This window comes from Ruegeria sp. BE10 (genome assembly GCF_056538905.1).
In genome coordinates, this window is the sequence record NZ_JBQFTX010000003.1 from 309,550 (window position 1) to 331,532 (window position 21,983).

Below are 21,983 nucleotides of genomic sequence, written 5' to 3' on the forward strand. Positions count from 1 at the left end.
TCATCAAGCCGCCAAGGTAGGTCAAGGAAATGCTCCTTGCTGAATAGCTGCAATTCGCCTTGCTTGCGGAAACCAAGCAACGGCACGATGAAGGGCGACTTCTCCTCTTCATCTGCCGCCGAGGTTTGGAAATTATTGGACTTCGCATAAGCAACGAAAGAGCAGCAATTACGCCGAATGTCGCTTCCCCGAGAAGAATCGAGGAATCAATAACTACACATCTATTTGATTTACCGTGAAGTATTTTTCGTGAATTGGGAGTGGTGCCGGGGGCGGAATCGAACCACCGACACGAGGATTTTCAATCAAGTTTCCATACGTGATTTCAAAGGGTTACATCAAAGTACGTCACTTGATGTATAACTTTTGAAAATCAAGGGGCGGAATAATTTTAAGATATTGAAATTAATAAGATAAATTTAAATCACAGTCTCGGAGGAACAGACCTTTATCCTCCAGCCACTCTCAACCTCACTGTGCAGCGATCCCATACTTACGCCGGATATTCTTAGCGTGCCGATATGCGTCCGTAACCTGCACTCGGTAAGTCAACAATCCTTGGCTAACGCCATACTCTTCTTGAACGTCTGCCAAGGGTATCCCGTTCAATACGATGTGAAGCGCAGCCTTTTTGGGTAGTAGCAGAGCTGCACCAAGCCACTTTGCTTCGTCCTCAATCTTCTTGTCATAGTCACGTTCACCGTTCGGCTTGATCGGAGCGGTAAGCGGGTGTCCCAAAATGATATGAGCCAGTTCGTGTGCAATGTTGGAGTTCTGGCGACGGGGGTGATGGTAATCGTTGTGGACGATTTCTTTATACGTCCCGTCAGCGATAATAAGGCCGGAAAACGTATCATCCTCATTGGTTCGCCAGTACTCTTTGATATCCTCAGGTATAGCCGGATGAGTTGAAAGGTCATGTACGGGTACGCCAAGGTGTGCCGCTAAACGTCGAGGGCAAAGAGGGCCATGCGATGTTAAACCAAGCTCGTCCCGATAGAGCCCTGCATAGAACTCCACCTCAGTCTTGAAGCCGTGTCTGAACTGTCTTTTAGTCACGTCTCTTTCTCATTTCGTCATATAGCGATGTAATCATTCGTTCCATCATTGACGACCCCTGTGCGCCAAGTTGCGGGTCAGCACGTAGCAATGCAGTAATTTCAGCAAGGGTTTCAGGCTTTTCTCTTACTGCCCCCTCCCGAAGGTAAAACGCTTTAACGTCGATGCCCGACCATGAGGCCAGTGCAGCAAGCGTATCGACATCAGGCCGCTTTCCTTGCCCCATTCGAGTAAGTGTTGACGGCGAAACATCGGCTTTTTCAGCCAGCTTCTTCCAAGTGATACCCAGTGACTCTCTATGAGCGTCTAGTGCCGCATAGAATCCTTCAGCATCAAAATAATTCGACATGTGCCCTCCGATTGCACTCTTGCAATTACCACCGAATCACGTATGTTTCAGTTAATTGCAATCTAGCAATTAGAACGCAACACTGCAAACGAGGTGACAATGGCAAGCTACTACGTCAACAAAAACGAGCAGACAAACGGTGACCATGAGGTCCACCGGGAAGGGTGCTCTTGGCTCCCGGCCACGCATAATCGAATCTACTTGGGTGAGTACAGCACTTGCTCAGGGGCAGTCCGTGAAGCCCGCAACTACTATACGCAGGTAAACGGCTGCTACTACTGCTCAAACGACTGCCACACTCAGTAAGGAGATATAGAAATGGCAACGAATCCACCATCTGGAGACGGTAAGAGAAACGGCGCAGTCCGGAAGCGGTCACAAACTCAAATGCCTTCGGGGCATTGGGTGAAGCGTGATGCAAAGACCGGTCGTTTCATGGACATAAAAACTTCGAGCAAGGCACCCTTTAAAGGTGTCCGCAAAGAAAGATGAGGCGAACAAAACGGTCGCTGGCATGCCGCTGCGGCACGCTGGCGACCGTTTCACCAAGAGACCCGTGGACCAGATAACACTTGCCGAACTCTTACGGATGGCTCAGCCAAAGTCGGCCTAGGTGAGTTGTTAAGCAACCCAAACACAAGTTGACCCCAAAGCTTGCCCAGCCAATTTTTTAACCTAGCGCACTTCGAATGCCTTTCATACAAGACTAGACGAAGGTAAAACTTTCTGAAATTGAACAACTTACACGTGCAACCTATATGAAACTTGGCGAATTACCGCTGGGCATCTGGTTTCGCCGCAAAGCTTGCAGATTTCAGAGGCCGATTTTCGTTGGAAGGGTGAGTTTGATGTCCACAGCGCCAGCAGATACGACTAAACAGCAAAGGCCTGTCGGTTTAGTTTGGAGTTACATCCTCGTTGCGATTGTATCTGCCCTTGCCGTAGTTGGAGCCTTGTCACTGTTTGCTATCCACTTGGTGGACTTATCATTCCTGTCGGATGCAGCCTGCCGCAAGGTGTCCGATACTGACTACTTTGACAAATTCACATACTGCTTTTACGGAAGCGACTGGGATGAAGAGACCTACCTAGCAGCAATAAGTGGTTTCTACTCAACCTTGGTAGCTGTATTGGTTGCTGTTCAAGCCTTGATCTCTTGGCTTGCATTTACCGTAATCAGAAGTTCCAACAAGCAAGCCATCGGTGAAGAAGTGGAGAAGGAAGTTCCGTACTTTTTCAAAACAAAAGATGCTGATCGGTTAATGCAGGATGCACTACGAGAGATTTCCTATGAAGCAGCAAAGGCCGCCCTCACGGAACTCCGAAAAGACGATGACAAGTCGACCGAAGAACTACAACAGACTGTTTACGATGAGTTACAGCCCGCCCTTGAAGGTGTGCGCGGCGAAATTGAAGAGCTACGTGTCAAGCTAGAAAGCGTAACCAACGGTGACGACGAAGATGCCGAAGGACAGGAGGGTAAGATTTCCGAATGAGAAAAGCTCCCAAAAGACCAATCAATCGTCCAGTCCCGATCTTGCCCGATCTTGAAGTGGATGCGCTCGATACAACCGAGCGGGTTATCCAGTATTGTGTTCGACACGGCTTAATAGACGGCGTTGAGTTGGATATTGAACGCCTTATTGATCGGAACCCATATCTAACGCTCAAAAAGAAGCCTCTCCCTGATGGCATTGATGCGTACATCAAAGAAGTCAGGCCCAATCACTTTGAGATCGGTGTAAACGCAAAACACAGTCGAACTCGACAGCGCTTTTCAATGGCACATGAATTTGCACACTACCAATTACACAGACAAAACTTGAACGGGCTCGAAGAAGGCGAACGAATACTCCACAGATCTGATGAACGAAACCACTTGGAATACCAAGCCAACTCATTTGCGGCCTCTTTGTTAATGCCAGAAGACCTCTTTCGGAATGAGGTGCGCAGAACACAGGGTGATGTGACAGAGCTAGCTAAACGCTTTGGCGTTTCTCCTTTGGCGCTGAGATACCGAGCAAAGAACCTTGGAATGAAAGGTCATGGTGTCTGAATTGAGCGAAAACTATTTTCTCCTGTTCAAAACGGCTGACGCAGAAAAAAGAGCATGGCGAAACCTGCCTGCACAACGCCGCTCGGCAATAACCCCGATAGTTGAGCTTTCTCGGGGCAAGAAAAAGAGAAATGCTGGTAAGGATGAGTCTGGCAAACCGCTTACAGCAGATCAGCTACTTACAACTTTTGGCGTTTATGGCTTCGAAAAGAACTGGCAGACTTCGCTTGAGCTAATGCAAGAATGCGATTGGTTCTTTCTCGATCTGACTAGAGAACCCAGCTTGAGCTGTGCAGAAATCGAAGCGCTGGGTAGCTCAGTCAATGGTTACTCGAAATGGACAACATTTGTCTCGGAACGAAAAAATGAGGGGTTTGGCGTTCGGCCTACGCTACTTGTAAATCCATCTGATGATGACGACGAAACTACTTACGTGGCCGACATGAAAGCGCAGTTCGCCGCGTTCTCGGCGGAATTTGACGAAATCGCCTACCGGGTAGCTGTTACCGAAGATGATGAGTTTCTCTTTGACTTGATATCGCTCAAGCCTGAAATCGATGCGTTTCGGAAAGAAGGGGGGCGCTTTTTTGTCGTCTTAGATCACGAATATGTACGCCCAGGGAATGGCCTAGTTCACGCAAAACGCACCGCGCAAGTTATTCAGTCGGTACTAACAGAAGTTGGTAACATCGAATTCATAATATTGGCGACTTCGTTCCCTAAGTCGGTAACGGATGTTGGAGACGAAGAGCACGATATCTTCAGAGTTGAAGAAATGTTCCTGTACGAAGAACTTAAAAAGTCTCATCAAGGGTTAAATTATGGTGACTACGGATCAATCAACCCTATTAGGAACGACGAGGTAATCATCACTCAGGGCTGGCGGCCAAGAATAGACTTTGTGTCACGCCACAATGGAATGCAGACCTTCTATTTTCGTGAAAAGCGCAAAGTTGTCGGCACGGAAATTGTTGAAATCAAGGGTGAGCAGAAAACAAAAAACATCCTCGCTCCGTACTCAGTCCACTATAAATCGGTAGCAAAAAAGGTAATTGGTTTCACACCTCACTATCAAAATATTCCGTCAAGTTGGGGGTGCGAGGAAATAGTGTCAGCCGCTCAAGGAAGCGTTCCAAGTAATTCACCCTCACACTGGATTTCGGTGAGGATGGAAATCCACATATCTCAAGTTCTCAAACACTTGGGGCTCGACCCAATCTAGGCAAATAATCGTGCACTACGTCGCAGTAGAAGCAAATCTTCGGACGATATCTGAGCGTCAGTTTCGGAAAAGAAAGTAGCCGAGCTTTCGGAAAAGCGATCAATAAGTTCGCCAACAAAAAGCCCCCTTAACTCAGCTACTGTGAGCAACTTAGCTGCCTCACCACGTACGTCAGCAACGCTAAACCTACGTAGGTCATTCGGCAGCGCTTGAAGCAAACGCGCTTTTGTAATTCCGGCCGCTAGGTGCGGTTTCGAAAGCTGCTTGTTAAGGACTGGTTTGCGTAGAACTCTAAGAAACTGCCCACCTATCAAAATCAAACCGATTCTTCGAGATGCGAGTTCGCGAACTGAGCCAAGGTGTTTGGCTGTCGTAACTACGGTTACATAATCAAAGGTTCTTGAGTATTCAGCAAGTTGCCCTTTAAGTCTTGTTGTATTGTCGAAGTCCGATTTGATTTCAAACGCATGGGTGTTTTCGTCTACCAACAAAAAATCAGCACGGCGGTTTTCAAATCCGTAAACAGCTTCCGCAGCAAGAATCGAATTTGTCACTCTAGCGTCTTCCGCCAAATGTCGTGCGAGAGTTGTCCGGATACTACTTTCGGAAACGGCACAACTTGCGTTTTGATCGCTACAGCCTCTCATCTCACCTTCATGCCTTAAGGGATGCATTAGTTACGGAAGAACAAATAGTGGACATCCGAGTTCCGATCAATCCGCCTAGTACCGATTCATGGAAATGTTGCTCTAACTGGGCTCATCGCTGCGATGCAACATTATTCCGCTTGGCGGCTTTCGAATAGATTCCGCACATTGTGAATGTACGAGCTCCGAGCATCCCTCACGACGACGGTCAAAAAATTTACTAGAGACAGAGCGTACTGCAGGGCAGTCCTACCTTCCGAACCGCAACACCCTTTTTTATCCCTCTGGTTAGCTGCTAAAACTGTCTCTGACATGGCAGGCGGGCCATGTTGGGGCGTGGAAACCCCTCACGTAGTAGGCCGTAGTTTCGGCTGAACACCTTTGACCTATGGTTGGCTTCCTGTGTTATACAACAGGCTCCGGCTAAAGGCACAGGGTCCGTGTCACTGCGAATTTCCAACACCTCGATCGCCAGTCAACGGCGAGGGCGCTCGCAGATCGGGGCATACGGAATGCACCAGCACAATATCGATGCAGACCGAAGCACGGGGCACCGCCCCCCCCGCCGCTTCCAAAACCGTTGGCCTTTTCCTTTTCAGAAGGGACCAACGTCTGGCCGAGAGCCAAAGCTCGTCATTCGGGTTTTGAGATCGGTGGACAGACACCAAACAGGAAGTACAAAATGAATAAAACCCTTGTCGCCACATTGCTTGTTGGGCTGGGAGCACTCTCACAAACAGCGCAGGCCGAAGCCATTTTTACACCCAAGGCATGTGCCGCTCTGGCGGACATTGAGCAGGCTTATTCGTCTTTGACAGATGAACAAACCATGGAGGTTATGTTCTTATCAGAAGAACAAAAGCAGCAAGTTCTCCAACTATCAGCGGACACACTTATTCAGACGCAGATTGCAAGTTCCTTTCCGGATGCGCCTCGCAATCTAGCCTACACCGCTGCCTCCATGGGTGTGGTCTTCGGCACACACCCAGATGTATTCACTCAAATTGAAGGAATGACCGACATTCTTTTGGGTTACGTCACATTGGCCAACACGGTTCGAGCCTTTGAATGTCAGTAGCATCCTCGGGTTTTCCGGAGACGAATACACACCACAACTAAGGAATATCAAATATGATCAATCGCGTAGTCTTTGCCGGACTTCTGTCTCTGTTTGCCACGGGGGCAGTGGCCGAAGACTTCACAATCTCATTTACATGGGATGGCCTGCAGTCCTGCACGTCAGGAAATCCAAACCGTGTCGGCAACCCAAGCTTTGTGGTCAAAGGTTTGCCCGAAGGGACACAGTACGTTCGGTTCACAATGACGGACTTGGACGTGCGCTCCTACAACCATGGCGGCGGTGTCGTGAAAATGTCAGCAGATGGCACTGTCCCATCGGGAGCGTTCAAATATAAAAGTCCCTGCCCACCGAACGGCGCTCACACCTACGAATGGGCAGCCGTTGCGCGCACCAAGAAATCTGGCGGCAAAAAACTCGGCGTCGCTACGGCGCAGCGTCAGTATCCCGAGTAGATGCCACCACCCGTCTGGCCCGGTGCATGAACTTCATCGAAGTCACCCAGAGATAGGTGGCTTCTTACTGGAAATGGCGAGCCGGAATTTTGGGCTTGTGGCCACACGCCAAACGTAGCAACGTCATGCTGATTTTTGGTTCAACAATAATGAGGTAGATCACATGGCTGGGAAATTTGAGCTCTACGAGGACAAGGCTGGCGAGTATCGGTTTCGGCTGAAGGCCGGAAATGGCGAAATCATCTTGGCCAGTGAAGCCTATGTTCAAAAGGCCAGTGCTGAAAACGGGATTGCATCTGTAAAATCAAATGCACCGAATGACGACAGGTACGAGCGTAAAGAAACCAAATCCGGCGGCTATATGTTCAACCTGAAAGCCAGCAATGGGCAGGTGATCGGCACCAGCGAAAGCTACACCAGCGCATCTGGACGGGACAACGGTATTGAATCCGTCAAGCGCAATGCCCCAGATGCAAGAGTCGAAGACCTGACCTGACTTGGGGTGACTGCTCAACCCATGTGTATCGTTATGCCGTCATTCGGTTCGGTGGCTAAGTAATGCTCAGCCACCTCTTGACCCGGCAGGAGATCACAAAGCATTAACGCCACTAATATCAACGTAAGAGCTTCACACGCAACGCAGCTTTTCTGCCGATGCGAAGGCAGAATTATCAGCTCGTTTGCTCTCAAAATAGGGGTTTGCAATGAGTACACTTGAAGAAGCACAAGCAGCAGCACTGGCCCACCGGGAAAAAATGGAGCGCATTGTTTGTGTGAAGGAAGGTCATATTGTTATCGACCTATTCGAGCTATGTGATGCCCCAAGTGAATACAATATCCCCTTGCACAAATGCGAAACGAGCACGCAGATTTTGGGATGGGTACAACATTTGACCGAAAAGACTTGGCTTACCAATGACGTACTCCGTCGTTTTGTGGCCCTTGCAACTGCGACTGCGAGAATAGATTTGCACGAGAGTTAACAATTTTGTTGTGCACGTAGGCCACTCGAACTTAAGCCAACCAAACGGTGTATCTCGGCTATATCGACGGGCACTTCAGCCGCACACAAGATTGCGGGTGTGCCCGCCACTCAATGGTGACAATTGAACAACAGTAGCCGAAACAGTTTTGAGCACTAAATTAACGACTTACGTATCGGACATGGAACTTACATACCCTATTAACTTTATTGGTATTGAACACGGCGCCACCAGTGGCGACGTGATTACCCGTGATGGAGAAATTCTCGGTAGCTGGACCTTCATCAAATACGAGGAGGAGGACACCGGGGAGTTTCAGTTTGTAGCAGATGGAGAAACTGAACCCATGTTCACGGAAGGTGTAGTCTTTCTAAGCAGTGGGCTGCGTGTGGGAATGGCACTGAGTACCATATGCAGAACCATTCGTGATTGGCATGAAGACAACGAGCAGTCTGAAAACGGCAGCGCTGATTGAGGTGGAGCAGCAACACACCTCACAGATGTCGCGGTTGGCTAGCCTATTGGAGTAGCGGATACGACTTCGAGTCGCCCAGGCATACCTTGGTGAAATCGAATTCCACCTCGTATTCTGTAATGCTTACTAGGTGAAAGTTTAGCGCCAGCGTAGTTCTCCCTGTACTCCACCGGAACAAGATATCTATGACCTTTTGGTCTAAAATGCAGATCAGGGCCTACATATATCGCAACACCCTCCAGTTCGCCATTGAGGGCATCGTCAAGCAGCGCGCGGTATTCCTCAATCTCGACAGTTTTTAGTTTCTTTTGATCAAATAGTGGAGGTTCATCAGACAGCACACGCACTAATTCGCTACGGGTCTGCTCCTTCACGTTTTCGCTAATCTGAGAAGCAATTTTTCGATCCATAATCACCACTGCTGTTTTAGCAGTGACAATCTGAATACTCTCAACTTGCCCCTTCTCAACAAGTTCCCAACCAGCTTTTGCCAAGGGTGTTATTTCAGCACTATCAGGAGCCGTAGCATCTTGAATACCCGATGCAACAGCTGCAACAAGAACTGTTGCTGCGGCAGTCGATTGAATCGGACTTGCAGCGAACTCTTTGCCTACTTTTCCTTTGACACTCCGCAAAACGCGTGTGACCACAACGAGACTACCGTCGTGATGGGCAGTGACACGCAGGACAGCGCCATTTTTCCTAGCAATCGTAGCCGCACGCTTCAGGAAGTTACCGAGTGAATCGGCATCAACACCGCTTTCACAGGTAAAATAGAATGCTAATTCGTCTGGGCCGAGCCCAAGCCCAAATTCCTCAAAGTTCATATTTTTCCACGTTGTATTACAAGATTTCAACGAATCCCAAGCAGAGTTGGTACTAGCCTTTTACTTGCGGAAAGACGAGCCCAGCAGACAGCCGAGCACCAATTTTTCAACCTTGCTCCCGTTGCCCATCCATTCGAATTTTCCGACCCCTTCTACGACAAACCAACGTTTGTCGGTTACGGAGGGATGAAGCATGGTCGAGTATGTTGTCTATTACCGGGTTTCGACCGAACGGCAGGGTCGATCTGGCCTCGGGCTGGAAGCGCAGCGGGCGATGGTGGAACAATTCCTGACACCCGCCGATCAAGTGGTTGCCGAGTTCACCGAAATCCAATCCGGCAAACGGGATGATCGAGCCGAACTGTGGAACGCCATCAACCTTGTGAAGAAGACCCGCTCGAAGCTGCTGATCCCGAAGCTGGACAGATTTTCCCGGAAGGTGTCGTTCATTTCTGGGATCATCGACCAAGGGATTGAACTGGTCGTCTGTGAGCATCCGAATGTCTCAACATTCTTCCTGCACCTGCTGGCCTGCTTTGCAGAGGAAGAGCGGCGACAGATATCAGAACGCACCAGAGCTGCACTCAGAGCGGCAAAGAACCGGGGAACCGTCCTTGGCCGGAATGCACAGGCATTGGCGGTCCAACGGCAGTCAGAGAAGAGGATATTCTTCGAAACGATCCGACCCGAGTTTGAACGAGCGTTGGCTGAGGCTGGATCGTTTTCAGGGGCGGCGAGACTGCTGAACGAATGGGGTGTGACGACGTGTAAGGGTGGCCGCTGGTATCCGCAGACGGTGAAGAATTATGCCAACACTCGAGCCATCCATCGATTACCAAGCTGAAAATTCTCTAATTCAACCGATTGCCCGCTGCGCATCGCAGAGGTTGGTCAACAACACGACTTTCTTTACTATTGGTATGATGAGAAATGGGTTAAGCGGTAGTTGTTGGCTGGCTGGCATCATCCTCAGCACATTGGTCAGGCAATCGCTCAATTGGCAGCCGATCTGCAAGTACTTCGCAGTCATCGCCGTCTACGCGCCCACCTCCACAGCTTGCAAGGAGCAGTGTTCCAGCGACCAATATTAACAATCCGCTGGAATGCCTGCCAATGGAATTGCTGTGTCGAAAATCCGCCATTTGTCGCCGTCCTCCATTAAAACTGCGGAAACTTTGAACTCTGCTATGCGCTGATTCATTTGTGGTGAAGCAGGTATAGAGAACACCATTGAAAGCGCCTCACCGGCAGCGGCAGTCAGCTCAAGGTCCGTTTTTTCTGAAAATACTTTGTCGCCATCAATTTCAACCGCGACCGAGGCATATGTCATAGAGAATGGCAACTTTCCCACATTAGACGCTGTCAATTGCAACTTCATAGTGCATCGGTCTACACCGATGAGACCAACAGTAAAGCTAACGCTGGGAGTGTGCTCAAGGCGTAAAAAGAAAAAAATCGCACCGACAGCTACACCGACGACTATAGCTACTCTTTGAAGGATGCTCAGCAGATTGTCTGCGTATTCCAATTGATTTTTGGTGAACATATCATTCTCAAAACTGGGTTTCGATGGCTTATAAAATTGAAGATATCAACTAGCTAAACGGATAAGACGTTCGTGCAATGTGTAGCATCTGTCAAGTTACACTAACACCCATCGAAGTGCACACGCCCTAACACCAAGCATCTACCGCCCGCTGAGACGTTCACGCTTTGGCCATTTCCACCTCCCTGACTGCCAGATCAAAAGCCGCTTTCGGAGTCAGAAACTGCTCAACATCCAATTCGGGGAACAATTTCAGCCTGATGCTTCTCAATACAGCAACAGATTGTGCCGTCTGGGGCACCTGATGCGGCACAAACGCCTTTTTCTTTCGGGCATTGTCCACATCCGTTTTGGCGCAGGGGATGCCAAAACCATCATTTAGGATTTCCGCCAGTTGGTGCGCCCTGAGCTTGTAGGTTGGGAATATCTTCTTGTTCCCCATTGCGTGTGGCTTAAGCTCGTGCGTGCCCGCTTTCCGCAGTTTGTGCGCTATAATCAGGTCCCGGCGCAGACGTTTCAGGACACCGTCCTCTTTGGCAATGTAAGTCCCTGCGGGACCTTGAGCGGACAGCTTGCCCTCAAAGTACAAAGCCCATGCTTGGTAGTCGCTCACGCTCTTTAAGCAATGACCGGCCTGCTTGTTGTAGTCTGCCCAGATCGCACGAGTGGTGTTAAACTGACCCACTGTGTCCCAAGGCTGGGTCGAGAACGCCAAGTGAGTTTGAGTTTGCCCGTCGGCGACTGTGACAGACACATCACCAGCCGTCTCCGGTCGTCGCTTCCAGTCGAACTCCATCGACAGCCGCTTAGTCATCGTCTTGTCCACGAAGTCCATACCCTTTTCGTACATTTCCCGAATGCCAGCGCCCATTGTGACTGTCATCGTGTCGGTCGGTTTGCGGTCAAAGAACAGATCAACGATTTTATCATTCTGCTCTGCCTTCGACAGGATAGCGTCCAACTTGATACCGCCCTTGGCCAGCACAACTGTCTCATCCTCTTTGGGCACCATGCCCGTTCCGTCCCAGTCTTCGGGTGCGGACGACACCAATGTGGCCTGCCCCCGTGTACGCCAGCCAACAGGCTGACGGATGATATGCTTGACCTCATAGATGCTCCACTGCGCGGCCAACCCAATACGGGAATTCAGGTACTTTCGGCCCAGCGTACCCTTGGCGGCTTCTTTCATTTGCTCATCATTGGCCGTGGTCAGAAAGCCATCTGTGGTGACGCTGAAGATTTGCACGTCCCGAGGCAGAGCGTTCATGATTTCACTGAGCACACCCCGGCAGAAAGCCGTGATGAAGGCAGCATAGACCGGGTTGGTGATTGGACTGGGCTCTAAGCGTTTGGTTTCGGCATCCCGTAAATCGTATATTCGGCGCTCCCGCAAACCCTGAGCGGTCTTGCCGTATGTTGAATTGACCAGTTCCTTCCAGAACAGATTGTGCAGGGTCTTCTTCGGATGTTTGGCACGCTCCTCGATGCAGTGACGGGCAAACTTCAAAAACGGTTTCTCCGCAGGGCCATATTCCCTGCCGCCACCCTCTCTGCGGCTGAAGACACGGTCAGAGTTGATCCGCCGCCCCTCCACCAGTTCGATCTTTGCACCTAATTGCTTAGCCAATAGGATTTCACTGATATGAGTGGTGCTGTTGCCCTTGCGGGGAAATAGCAGACCGTTTTCTGTGCGTACTGGCAAGACCGGATAGCGAACGTCTTCCGGAAATTCAAAATCCACATTGGCAAAGGCCAGGTCTTCGACAGTCAAACCGCCACCGAGCAGTTCGTTGGTGCTGGTGATATGTGTGATCGTACCCCAGTCCGGCTCGCCGATAAGCGCCATGGCTGATGGATAAGCGCTGGTCAGATCATAGTCATACCAGACCCCCTCGGGTGCCGGACCAAACCAGAACTGCTCATTGCGGCCCCCATGATAACACTCAGTGAAGAAGTCTTCGCTCCAGAACAGTTTCTGAACCGTCTTGGCTTCAGTTTTTGTCACATATCGGCTGTTTTTGTTGCTCCAGTACTTCTCGGTAACTTTCTCCTTGCCGACGATTTCCAGCGGATCGAGCCCTTGGGACAGCCAGTGCTTCTGAATGAGATCGACACCAATCGAGGTCAGCGTGACAGGCAGCTTGAACTTACCCGTCTTCTCAAAATAGAGCCGGATCATGAGAGCAGTGTATTGTGCGCACACCTCAGCATCCCGAATGGCATAATCACGAAACAGCGGCCAATTGGTGTCCAGCAGGTCGGCCATGTTTTCTTTGTAATATTGCTCCTGCTTAGGATCGTCGGACAGCTTCATCTTCTCAAAGCCAAGGATTTCTCCCAGCTTAGCAAGGCTTTTGGCTCCTGCGGGGGCCAGAGCAATCGTGTCCCGGATTTTGACATGAAGGCTGATTGGTTTGAGATTTTCTCCCCGCTTCAACTTGACCACTATTTTGTCGCTGACATTCATGAACAGGTTGCGGACATTCTCCAAGTTCATGGCCTTCCGGGACTTCTCGTCTTTGAAGTCGGAAAACCCCGGCACATCTGCCCGTGTGAAGTGCGCTACCAGATATACGTCCGCCGGCACTCTTAGGTTGGGATGCCGGGTAAACCCATCCCGCAGCGCATGTTCTACAAACTCGGCCAAGGTCAGCCGGTCGTCGTCTGCTGGCCCCTTAGGCAACACAATGCCCGACCAGTGCTGTTCATCACCTGCGTTGTCCGGCGTTATGACGTGGCAGCTATATTGGTAGGACAGGACCTGATTGCGGACCTCGGCCAGACCATCCGCATTTACAAAGGCTTCCCGCTGGTACTCCGTGTCAAAGCCGATCACGAGGTAACGAGTGTGTTTAGAATTTGGCTGGTTCTTCGGAAAAAACTGGTCTTTCCTAAACGCTACTTTGGCTTGCATGGGACCCCGAGTTCAGATCAAGATGCTGGAACGTGCCACGCTGCCATAACGGCAAAAATGGTAATTGTTAATCCCTGACATCTAAACGGCACTTTTACTATTTTTTTGTGCTGTCATAGATCAGAACATACAGTCCAAAGCAAAGTCATGAGCAGATTTTGCAACTTCGGGAACAAAGCCATTGAGTACCCTAGAACACCCCCTGATAGCCTCACTTGAAAAGCACGAGTACTTACGGACCGAAGAAATTTTGCCCGTGCACGGCAACCGGATGGTGGTCCATGTTGCAGGGGCAGAAGCAATGAATGACCCTCACACGGTGTCAGGAATAAAGGATGTCCGCTCGATTGAGATTCCGGACCAATCCGCAGTCTACTCTTTCACCTTTCATGACTTTGTTGCCTACTGCGTGACGGATGAAACATTTGTCGAAGCTAAGACCAATGAAGCCTCCGAGGGCCGACGAATACGTCTCTATTCTCAATCTCACTTCCTTGACTACGTGTCCGCTGCAACATGGGCGACTTCAGACTTCCCCGGTGAGTTAAAGCACTACCAGTTAAACACACTTGATCACAGCATTGACGTGATAACTGCCACAGCCCCCGAACTTGCATACCACCGGAGAATGCAGCAACTTTGACTGGGATCGCTTCACCCGGCATTTTAGAAACTGCTTAAGCAACTTGCATGGGACCCCGAGTTCAGATCAAAATGCTGGAAGGTGCCATGCTGCCATATCGGCAAAAATGGTAATTGTTAATTCCCTACACCCACACGGCACTTTTACTATTTTTGCTGATACCCGATTGCACTGCTGTGGGAGAATTTGCCCCGATCCTCGTGTCTCAGGGGATACTCTCCCGAATTTGTGCTGTCCCCATTAAAATCACGGCTTCTTGGCCAAACATTGGTCAGTGCCCCCTAAATAGACCATACGCAGACACACACCGCACACGACAACACACATCGCCACATTGAACACAGCCCGTAGCTCTCTTGTATCAGGACCGCGATACAAACCACATATAGACAGCCCGAAGCGTCATGCGATCAGAAGGTACTTTCCGCCGGATGGTGACGAACCGAATTCAGTAGGCCAGCAGACATGACGTCATCGAATAGTAGGGTCAGGAAACAGCGAAAGCGGGGGAAGGATGAAAGCCCCCATTAGAGAGCCAGAGCAATATAATTGTCATCACGAGACGGGGAAGTGCCGTCGCCGAGCTAGTCAAGCTGCTATCCACGCAAAGCTAGCATATCGGTCCGCTGTTTAAGCAGCACGTAGGCTGAGACCGGATAACCGCCAGCCGTGCTTTGGGAAAGCAATCGTGTGTGGATGGTATGACAGAACCAACGGGTTCGTCGGACTTCTCCTCAACGGATAGGAGAAGTATATCCAAAATCCAAATTGACCAAAAAGGATTAACATTCGCGAAGCGAATGTCTTGCGAAGCAAGCGATTGATCAAGCATTGCCAGAAGATAGCCAAACAGATAGCTACCTGCTTCACTTCGTGAAGTGCTTCGCATGTACCAGATTGATTCGCTGGTTGGTTGGGCTGGCCGGGGTAAGTATTTGGTCCCATGGCGTTCGATCTGGTGGCTGTCAGGACCACAATGGGACAACAGATTGCTACCCTTTGCCATCTGCCAGCAAATGGATAGCCATCAATTTCACTTCGTGAAATGCTTCGCATGTGCTTGGCGATCTTGGTTCAACAATTGGTCTGGCTGGACAATGATCTTGATCTCATTGCATCCATATTGGGCCTGACAGACCCCTATGGGATCAACGCTTGCCAACCATCCAAATCGTCCAGCTACTGTTTGGCTAACCAACTTCACTTCGTGAAGTGCTTCGCATGACTTGGGTTTGTTGCTCGTGGATTGGACCACATGGAAAGCAAAAAGTCCCGTAGCACTCCAATTGAACGCCAACGGGACCATTTGAGTGTTCAAAACAACTGGCAGATGTCACTTTCCGAAACGGCTGCGGATTGCTGTGGCAGCCGTCTCAAGGACCGCATCCAGCTTGCCGTCGCTTGTGAGGGATTTCAGCTTTTCGAGGTTTTGTACAACGTCTTCCGCATCCGTGCATTTGATTGCCGATAAGCCCGGAGCAAGTTCCAGAGATGCTTTGCCGTACCTCGGCGAAATGAACCAATCCCCTTTGCTCGACTGCCAGACCCAAGTGCTTTTCGCCGGGTTACTAGCTTCCCCTGTCGCCATTCCGGCCAACTGCTTGTCGATTGCGGCGATGAATTTCTGACGACGCTGATGGGACGGCTGCGTGGTTTTGGGCTTTTCTGCTGCTTCCAGATTGAATTGCTTCTCAAGTGCCATTGGGGGTCTCCTTTGTTACCCCAACGGCGTCCTTTGGCTCACGGTTGCAGATAACGGGTTTGGAAACTGAGCACGGCGACTTGGTGGAACGACAAGCTTGAAGCAAAGCAACTCTTCGTTCATTGGCGAACTGTTCCGATCGTGTGTTCAGATGTGGTTTGGGCTAAACTCGCTTTCATGACCATCGAACCCAGACTGGACATTATCGGCGCTGCGCTGGCCGACCCCAGCCGCTCACGCATTCTGTGCGAGTTGATGGATGGTCGGGCATTCACAAACAAGGAGTTGGCCTGCGCTGCCAGTGTCAGCCCGCAAACAGCAACCGCACACCTCAAGCAACTTGAATCCGCTGGATTAACGTCTTCATTGCGCAGTGGGCGGCACGTATATCACCGGATCGCCAACGAAGACGTTGCTGGCGTTCTTGAAAAACTGGCAAGCCTTTCACCAACCGATCACCTCTCCCGGAACCGCAAGACCGCTTGCGACACACTTCTGGCCCGCAGTTGCTACAATCACATAGCTGGTCGGCTCGGCGTTTTGATGACGGATCGCATGATTGTCATGGATGTACTGCTCATAAACGCTGACAGCGTTTCCATTGGCCCATGCTACGATAAGTTCCTGGACAAGATCGGGATTGTGGCTCTGACCACATCAAGCAACAAGCCCGTCGTGAAACTGTGCCTCGATTGGACAGAGCGGCGCCACCACATCTCAGGTCCACTTGCCACCAAGATAATGAAAGAAGCCCTTGATGCAGGATGGCTTGAACGACGTATTGGAAGCCGTGCATTGACCATTACCGATAACGGTTTTGGCGCTTTCGAACGTGTTTTCGGCTTGAGCAGAACGGAACTGGAAATCTCAGCCCACGAATAACTGTTCGGTCGGTACCGAACCGTCTTTTACCTCAGATCGAATGAAAGCGGATATCCCGGAAGCATCATAGCCGGAGAATTCCATGTCACTGCCCAAGCTTCACAATGATCGATTTATCCCAGAACAAGGACTTAGAGTTATCGTTCAGGTGCCAGATTCCCATGTGCAAAGGATTATCGATTCTGTTCTGGCCATCGACACCCTGAAATACGGTGATTACGACAGCGTCACATTCAAGACCGCATCCGGAATACAACAATTCAGATCGCTTGGCAGTGGACGAAACACTGCGACCGATAACGCTGTCGAAGTGCCCTGCGTCGAACTTTCGTTCTTTCTTGCCTGCGATGAAGAACAGGCTGTGCAAGTACTCAAATCAATTTACGAATCCCACCCCTATGAAGAACCCGTCGTCTTTGTGGGACCGTGTCTGAGGGCAACGCACATCAGGGGTATGGACGAAGACAATCCCAATAGGTTTTGGAACGGGCAAGCCGAAGAGTGGGTGCCGAAGGAACACCGGTAGCCCAAGAGACAGGGATGCAGTGAAACCAAAGCTGAGCATTACACCGCCCAGCTTCACTCCCTGTGCTGCAAGTTCTCAATGAGCTCTTTGGTCGGGGCCATGTTCTTAAGATAGAAACGCTCCAACTGATCAACCGACGTTCCAGCGTTTGTGGCAAGGGTGTGGAGGTTGACCTTCCCATTCGACCCTCTGAGCCGTGCTTGGATCGCATAGTGCCTCAGAGAGTACGGTGACAGCTTCCGGTCCTCATCCAGCAGATCGGCCTTCTCCAAAATATGGTTGAAGATACGTCTGGCCGTACTGATGGCCGTTCGACGATTTGGATATTCCGGCATCCAGACATAGGCATTCTTGTCGGGGCCGCTCTCTTCAAATGGATTTATGGTGCCTTGATACATAGGCACTGCTATCGGCATAGTGACACTTTTCCGGCCACCTGTCTTGCCGCCCCGTACATTCAGTTCCAAATGCGCAGGATTACCCTTAATCTGAATGTCCTTGTGCTTTAGGCCGAATAGCTCTCCCTCGGTCGGACGCAGAAAGGTGTGAACCACAAAACTGAACATCTTGGTATGGTGGCCAGTGATCTGAACACCACGAACTTTTTCTCTTTTCTTTACACATTGGTTGGCTGCTCTAATGAACCGTTCGTATTCATCGTCGGTGAAAGCATGTCGGGGTGAATCAACGGTTTTCTGCTTCGGCGTCACCGGCAGCACATCCAGCAGACCGTCTTCCACAGCCAGCGTCAAAACCTTACGAATGATGAAGACGTGCTTCGACTTGGTTGAATCCGCCAAGCGCTTTGGCCGGTTCTCATCGAGGTGAATCAGGTAATCCCGAACCATCCCCGTGTTGATCTTGGTGACATCGTATTTGCCGAAATAGCAGATCAGACCGTCCTTGGATCGGTTCAGCAGCTTGTTGTCACCGTCCGACCACTTCGACTTGCCCTTCTGTACAGCCATCAGCTTTTTGGCGTAGTGCTCAAAGCTGGTGGCTTTCTTCTTGGCATGGTCGCTGTTGGCCTTGCTGCGGTAGGTATCAGCAAACTCATAAGCCACTTCAATGGCTTCGAGCCGTGATTCTTCCTTGGACGAGCGATGGACATACTTACCCGCTATCGGGTCTCTGAATCGAATATACCAATAAGGGCTGCGGCCCGTCCGATAGATCGCCAGACCTTTTCGGAGATGTTTCAGCTTGGAGATTTGGTTTTTTGAATCTTTGGCCAAGGTCAGCCCGTCGGAAGAGTGTATAACTGTGTATAACTTTTGCGACTGAAAATCTGAACTCTCAACGATCAAATTTTACCAATTATATCAGTGATTTAGTGGTGCCCGGGGGCGGAATCGAACCACCGACACGAGGATTTTCAATCCACTGCTCTACCCCTGAGCTACCCGGGCATGGGAACGATGTTCATCGTTGGGTGGAGGCCTTCTATGACTTGCCACAGGCAGTGTCCAGAGGCTTTTTCAGATTTTTTCAGTGTGGACGCGATTGCTCGGTTTGACCTTCGGATCCATCCGTGTCCAAGTCCTCTTCCCGCTGCGACGGAACCGCATATGAGCCGTTCAACCATTTGGCCAGATCGAGGTCGGCACAGCGTTTTGAACAGAAGGGGCGGAACTTGGTTACCGTGTCTTCACCACAGATCGGGCAACTCATTTCAACACCTCCGTCAGTGGAATACGGCCGCGTTTGCGTTGCAGTTCGTAATGGCCCAATGGTGTCCAACCCGCCAGGGTGGTTTCAATTCCATCTGCCTTAAATGCGGCGCGCAGGGCTGATTCAAAACCGCGCCGATCTTTCTTGGGCATTGGGGCAAGGTCCAAGGTGATTTGCCCGCCCAGACCCCGCACGCGCAACGCACGTGCCAACACCTTGGCGCAGGCGAAGTTCGCCTTGGTTCCGGCGGCCATTGAGGTGTCGGATCCGGTGTTTACATCCACAGCGACCAGGGCGCGTGTGGGCTGAATATACAAGTGCCCGCCGCCCGGAAGTGGCTCGGAAATACCGCGCACCTCGTCCAACGCATCTAACACGCCCTGTGTTTCAAAGCTTCCGTCCTGCGTCACCACTTCGGCCGGGTCGGTCCAGTCGCGCCAGGCCAGAACGTGAGGGCCATCGCCCTCCAACAACAGCTCGGGTTCGGTTCCCGGATCATTCAAAACCTGATCGGCATGGGCCAGCATGGCGTTGATATCCTCGGCGATCTCGCCCGCATCTTCACCCAGACAACAAGAGCGCAGAATCAGGCCATAAGTGCTGCCGTCCATGCATTCATGCGCAATCTCAAGCAGACGGTCGCGCTCGTCCTCGTCACGGATTGAGCGTGAAATATTCAGGCCCGGCGCTTCGGGTGTGACAATCGCATAGCGGCTTTTGAACAGGATGCGATCTGTGACTGGCAGCGCCTTGCCCGGCTCTGCATAGCCAGTGATCTGCACCAGCATCAGGGTGCTCGGGGCCAATCCCTTCACCTGCCGCAAGAAGGCCGGACCGTCGGGAGTTGTCAGGAACATGCCACCCTGCCCTTTGACGGGGCGGTCGGCACGGGCGCGGTAGATCGTGCCCGGTGCGGGGGCACCCCCTGCGATCAGGAAATCATCCAGCTTGCCATCCACCATTAAGGCGGCAGCTTCGCGGTTGTCGATATGATCCAGAACGATGGTGCGGCCCTTCATGACACCTCACGATACAAGGGATAGCCGATACCCTGCAAAAGGGCGGCAGTTTCAGACAGGGGTAGCCCTACGATGCCGGTGAACGAACCTGAAATCCAGGGAATGAACGCCCCGGCCGGACCTTGAATGGCATAAGCACCTGCTTTGCCCTGCCAATCTCCGGTTGCCAGATAGGCATTAATCTCAATGTCCGACAGGCGCTTGACCTTGACCTGCGAGACCACATCACGTTGCAACACCCGATCCCCACGCCGCACAGCGACCGAAGTGATCACGCGATGCCGCCGACCGGACAGCGCATGTAGGAATTCGGCCGCCTGCCCCGCATCTTCGGGCTTGCCCAGAATGCGACGGCCAAGCGCGACGGTCGTATCCGCACACAGGGTGACATCATCGCTATCCGCCTGAATAGCCTGCACTTTTGCCCGTGTAATACGATTACAGTAAGGCACTGGCAATTCACCTTTCAAAGGCGTTTCGTCAATGTCGGGGGCGCGAATTGCATCGGGCTGCACGCCAAGCTGGGCCAGCAGGTCCAGCCGCCGTGGGCTGCCCGATCCTAAGATAAACGCCATTGCGGCAGGCGTTACTTGAAGCGGTAGTTGATCCGACCCTTGGTCAGATCATAGGGGGTCATCTCGACCTGAACCTTGTCGCCGGCCAGAACACGGATGCGGTTCTTGCGCATCTTGCCTGCCGTATGTGCGATGATCTCATGGCCGTTTTCCAGCTCGACCCGAAACGTCGCATTAGGCAGGAGTTCCTTCACGACACCGGGAAATTCGAGCGTATCTTCCTTGGCCATGTTGTCTCCATCATTACGTTGCACCCGCAGAATCTACGGGGATGTGCGCTTAAATGAGCCCATTTTGGGCTTATTTCAAGGCCAGAATCACCTAAAGGCGCGATAATGTGACGGAATCGACTCGCGGCGACTGCTCCTCCCAATGAGTGCGGTTCAGAACATGCCCATCGGTGCGAACTTCGGCAATTGCTGAAAGGTCGATATCCGCATAGGTCCATCCCGGCTGGTTCAAAGCGCCTTCGGCCAACACACCAGTCGCAGGAAACCCCTTGTCGGGTGGGCCAAAAATGCCGCCGGTGCCGGTATTCTTGTCCACCGCCTCGGACCAGTCATTGTCCCCGACCAGAGACGCCATCACCGTAACGCATTGATTTTCCAGCGCCCGTGACATCGCGCCGATCCGAACCCGCCAATAGCCTGCCAAAGCCTCGGTACATGAGGGGACCAGGATCAGATCGGCCTCGCTCAGCGCACGGCCCAACAGGGGAAATTCGCTGTCATAGCAGATCAACACGCCGATCTTGCCCAACGCGGTATCGAATAGTTTCAGCGGTCCGCCCGGCGCGATATCCCAGTCTTCGCGCTCAAAGCGGGTCATGATCTGTTTGTCTTGATAACCCTGCCCACCATCGGGCGCATAGAGTGCTGCACGGTTTACCGGTCGGCCCGGCCCATCCACAATCGGGGCCGACGCGCCCAGAATGTAAATCTTGTATTCCTGCGCAAGACGCTGATGCAGGACCTGCGCCGCTTCCATCCGATCAGACACTGCCCGGATCGAACGCTCGAGATCGCCCGCGACGTCGACCCCATCCAATGTCGACAACTCCATCGCTCCGTATTCAGGAAAGACCAGCAACTCAGCCCCCTGTCCGGCGGCGTCTGAGACCCAGCGGCCTAGCTTGTCCTCATACTGCGCCCAACTGTCGAGCCAATCGAGGTTATAGGCAGCGGTTGCGACTTTCATTTTTTGAAACCCAAATCTTTTGGTCATGCGACAGTAGATTGCAAATGGATAGCCTGTACAGCTCAATTGAACCAAAAGTAAGCGCGCCAGCCCGCAAATTACCCAGTACAGAGTTGGTTTGGACGACCCAATAAATCTGCATTACTGTCCAGATTTG

25 protein-coding genes and 1 tRNA gene are annotated in these 21,983 nt (G+C 51.4%); 12 read left to right on the forward strand and 14 right to left on the reverse strand.

The features are described from left to right. Positions 1 to 471: 471 nt before the first annotated feature. The gene (locus ACR0M2_RS09750) at positions 472 to 1,059 is read right to left on the reverse strand and encodes an ImmA/IrrE family metallo-endopeptidase (protein WP_480704832.1); all 588 of its coding nucleotides are present in this window, start codon (positions 1,057 to 1,059) and stop codon (positions 472 to 474) included. Further along, on the reverse strand, positions 1,052 to 1,408 hold the full coding sequence (locus ACR0M2_RS09755) for a helix-turn-helix domain-containing protein (protein ID WP_480704834.1): 357 nt from the start codon (positions 1,406 to 1,408) through the stop codon (positions 1,052 to 1,054). Before ACR0M2_RS09755 ends, ACR0M2_RS09750 begins: the two co-directional genes overlap by 8 nt. A gap of 758 nt (positions 1,409 to 2,166) precedes the next feature. Between ACR0M2_RS09755 and ACR0M2_RS09760 the strand changes: the two genes are divergently transcribed. From ACR0M2_RS09760 to ACR0M2_RS09770, 3 genes are read left to right on the forward strand one after another with little or no spacing between them, the layout of a single operon-like run. After that, positions 2,167 to 2,904 (forward strand): hypothetical protein, encoded by a 738-nt coding sequence (locus ACR0M2_RS09760; RefSeq protein WP_480704836.1) that lies wholly within the window; start codon positions 2,167 to 2,169, stop codon positions 2,902 to 2,904. Then, on the forward strand, positions 2,901 to 3,464 hold the full coding sequence (locus ACR0M2_RS09765; protein ID WP_480704838.1) for an ImmA/IrrE family metallo-endopeptidase: 564 nt from the start codon (positions 2,901 to 2,903) through the stop codon (positions 3,462 to 3,464). Before ACR0M2_RS09760 ends, ACR0M2_RS09765 begins: the two co-directional genes overlap by 4 nt. Beyond that, positions 3,454 to 4,686: a beta family protein gene (locus ACR0M2_RS09770; protein ID WP_480704840.1), complete on the forward strand. Its 1,233-nt coding sequence runs from the start codon at positions 3,454 to 3,456 to the stop codon at positions 4,684 to 4,686. The genes ACR0M2_RS09765 and ACR0M2_RS09770 overlap by 11 nt, the downstream gene beginning before the upstream one ends. On the opposite strand, the gene ACR0M2_RS09775 is transcribed toward ACR0M2_RS09770, so the two are convergent. Next, a complete protein-coding gene (locus ACR0M2_RS09775) occupies positions 4,683 to 5,360 on the reverse strand; it encodes a sce7726 family protein (RefSeq protein ID WP_480704842.1) in 678 nt (225 codons plus the stop codon). The genes ACR0M2_RS09770 and ACR0M2_RS09775 overlap by 4 nt on opposite strands. A 655-nt stretch (positions 5,361 to 6,015) precedes the next feature. On the opposite strand from ACR0M2_RS09775, the gene ACR0M2_RS09780 reads away from it, so the two are divergent. The 5 genes from ACR0M2_RS09780 to ACR0M2_RS09800 all read left to right on the forward strand — a co-directional run bounded on the left by ACR0M2_RS09780 (position 6,016) and on the right by ACR0M2_RS09800 (position 8,324). Beyond that, complete coding sequence (locus tag ACR0M2_RS09780; protein WP_480704843.1) at positions 6,016 to 6,411, forward strand: hypothetical protein; 396 nt, start codon at positions 6,016 to 6,018, stop codon at positions 6,409 to 6,411. Positions 6,412 to 6,464: 53 nt separating this feature from the next. Further along, entirely contained in the window at positions 6,465 to 6,866 is a 402-nt protein-coding gene (locus ACR0M2_RS09785; RefSeq protein ID WP_480704844.1) for a hypothetical protein, read from the forward strand. 163 nt (positions 6,867 to 7,029) lie between these two features. Next, positions 7,030 to 7,362, forward strand: coding sequence for a YegP family protein (locus ACR0M2_RS09790; RefSeq protein WP_480704846.1), 333 nt, complete (start codon positions 7,030 to 7,032; stop codon positions 7,360 to 7,362). A 208-nt stretch (positions 7,363 to 7,570) separates the two neighbouring features. Further along, positions 7,571 to 7,849, forward strand: a complete 279-nt coding sequence (locus ACR0M2_RS09795) for a hypothetical protein (protein WP_480704847.1) — start codon at positions 7,571 to 7,573, stop codon at positions 7,847 to 7,849. Positions 7,850 to 8,030: 181 nt separating this feature from the next. Next, positions 8,031 to 8,324: a hypothetical protein gene (locus tag ACR0M2_RS09800; RefSeq protein WP_480704849.1), complete on the forward strand. Its 294-nt coding sequence runs from the start codon at positions 8,031 to 8,033 to the stop codon at positions 8,322 to 8,324. A gap of 38 nt (positions 8,325 to 8,362) precedes the next feature. On the opposite strand, the gene ACR0M2_RS09805 is transcribed toward ACR0M2_RS09800, so the two are convergent. Continuing rightward, positions 8,363 to 9,151 carry a hypothetical protein gene (locus tag ACR0M2_RS09805; protein ID WP_480704851.1) on the reverse strand — a complete coding sequence of 263 codons (789 nt, stop codon included), beginning with the start codon at positions 9,149 to 9,151 and terminating at the stop codon, positions 8,363 to 8,365. 193 nt (positions 9,152 to 9,344) lie between these two features. On the opposite strand from ACR0M2_RS09805, the gene ACR0M2_RS09810 reads away from it, so the two are divergent. Beyond that, positions 9,345 to 9,995 carry a recombinase family protein gene (locus ACR0M2_RS09810; RefSeq protein WP_480704853.1) on the forward strand — a complete coding sequence of 217 codons (651 nt, stop codon included), beginning with the start codon at positions 9,345 to 9,347 and terminating at the stop codon, positions 9,993 to 9,995. A gap of 243 nt (positions 9,996 to 10,238) precedes the next feature. On the opposite strand, the gene ACR0M2_RS09815 is transcribed toward ACR0M2_RS09810, so the two are convergent. Both ACR0M2_RS09815 and ACR0M2_RS09820 read right to left on the reverse strand, forming a co-directional pair. Then, positions 10,239 to 10,697 (reverse strand): hypothetical protein, encoded by a 459-nt coding sequence (locus ACR0M2_RS09815; protein WP_480704855.1) that lies wholly within the window; start codon positions 10,695 to 10,697, stop codon positions 10,239 to 10,241. 160 nt (positions 10,698 to 10,857) lie between these two features. Beyond that, positions 10,858 to 13,611 carry a DNA polymerase gene (locus ACR0M2_RS09820; RefSeq protein WP_480704857.1) on the reverse strand — a complete coding sequence of 918 codons (2,754 nt, stop codon included), beginning with the start codon at positions 13,609 to 13,611 and terminating at the stop codon, positions 10,858 to 10,860. Between the two features lie 181 nt (positions 13,612 to 13,792). Here ACR0M2_RS09820 and ACR0M2_RS09825 point away from each other — a divergent pair, with 181 nt between their 5' ends. After that, entirely contained in the window at positions 13,793 to 14,254 is a 462-nt protein-coding gene (locus ACR0M2_RS09825; protein WP_480704859.1) for a hypothetical protein, read from the forward strand. A gap of 1,333 nt (positions 14,255 to 15,587) precedes the next feature. On the opposite strand, the gene ACR0M2_RS09830 is transcribed toward ACR0M2_RS09825, so the two are convergent. Beyond that, positions 15,588 to 15,956: a hypothetical protein gene (locus ACR0M2_RS09830; protein ID WP_480704860.1), complete on the reverse strand. Its 369-nt coding sequence runs from the start codon at positions 15,954 to 15,956 to the stop codon at positions 15,588 to 15,590. 177 nt (positions 15,957 to 16,133) lie between these two features. Here ACR0M2_RS09830 and ACR0M2_RS09835 point away from each other — a divergent pair, with 177 nt between their 5' ends. Together ACR0M2_RS09835 and ACR0M2_RS09840 are read left to right on the forward strand one after the other, a co-directional pair. After that, positions 16,134 to 16,838, forward strand: coding sequence for an ArsR/SmtB family transcription factor (locus ACR0M2_RS09835; RefSeq protein ID WP_480704862.1), 705 nt, complete (start codon positions 16,134 to 16,136; stop codon positions 16,836 to 16,838). Positions 16,839 to 16,920: 82 nt separating this feature from the next. Next, entirely contained in the window at positions 16,921 to 17,364 is a 444-nt protein-coding gene (locus ACR0M2_RS09840) for a YqfO family protein (protein ID WP_480704863.1), read from the forward strand. A 53-nt stretch (positions 17,365 to 17,417) separates the two neighbouring features. Here the strand turns inward: ACR0M2_RS09840 and ACR0M2_RS09845 are convergent, their stop codons facing one another. From ACR0M2_RS09845 to ACR0M2_RS09875, 7 genes are all read right to left on the reverse strand, one after another. Next, positions 17,418 to 18,599: a tyrosine-type recombinase/integrase gene (locus ACR0M2_RS09845; RefSeq protein WP_480704865.1), complete on the reverse strand. Its 1,182-nt coding sequence runs from the start codon at positions 18,597 to 18,599 to the stop codon at positions 17,418 to 17,420. A 99-nt stretch (positions 18,600 to 18,698) separates the two neighbouring features. Continuing rightward, a tRNA-Phe gene (locus tag ACR0M2_RS09850) sits at positions 18,699 to 18,773 on the reverse strand. Between the two features lie 79 nt (positions 18,774 to 18,852). Continuing rightward, on the reverse strand, positions 18,853 to 19,035 hold the full coding sequence (locus ACR0M2_RS09855) for a DNA gyrase inhibitor YacG (protein WP_170350225.1): 183 nt from the start codon (positions 19,033 to 19,035) through the stop codon (positions 18,853 to 18,855). After that, positions 19,032 to 20,054, reverse strand: coding sequence for a ribonuclease E/G (locus ACR0M2_RS09860; RefSeq protein WP_170359528.1), 1,023 nt, complete (start codon positions 20,052 to 20,054; stop codon positions 19,032 to 19,034). The genes ACR0M2_RS09855 and ACR0M2_RS09860 overlap by 4 nt, the downstream gene beginning before the upstream one ends. Next, entirely contained in the window at positions 20,051 to 20,629 is a 579-nt protein-coding gene (locus ACR0M2_RS09865; RefSeq protein ID WP_480704867.1) for a Maf family protein, read from the reverse strand. The genes ACR0M2_RS09860 and ACR0M2_RS09865 overlap by 4 nt, the downstream gene beginning before the upstream one ends. Before the next feature lie 11 nt (positions 20,630 to 20,640). After that, a complete protein-coding gene (infA, locus tag ACR0M2_RS09870; protein WP_005978431.1) occupies positions 20,641 to 20,859 on the reverse strand; it encodes a translation initiation factor IF-1 in 219 nt (72 codons plus the stop codon). 91 nt (positions 20,860 to 20,950) lie between these two features. Continuing rightward, positions 20,951 to 21,826, reverse strand: a complete 876-nt coding sequence (locus tag ACR0M2_RS09875; RefSeq protein ID WP_480704869.1) for a carbon-nitrogen hydrolase family protein — start codon at positions 21,824 to 21,826, stop codon at positions 20,951 to 20,953. Positions 21,827 to 21,983: the final 157 nt, after the last annotated feature.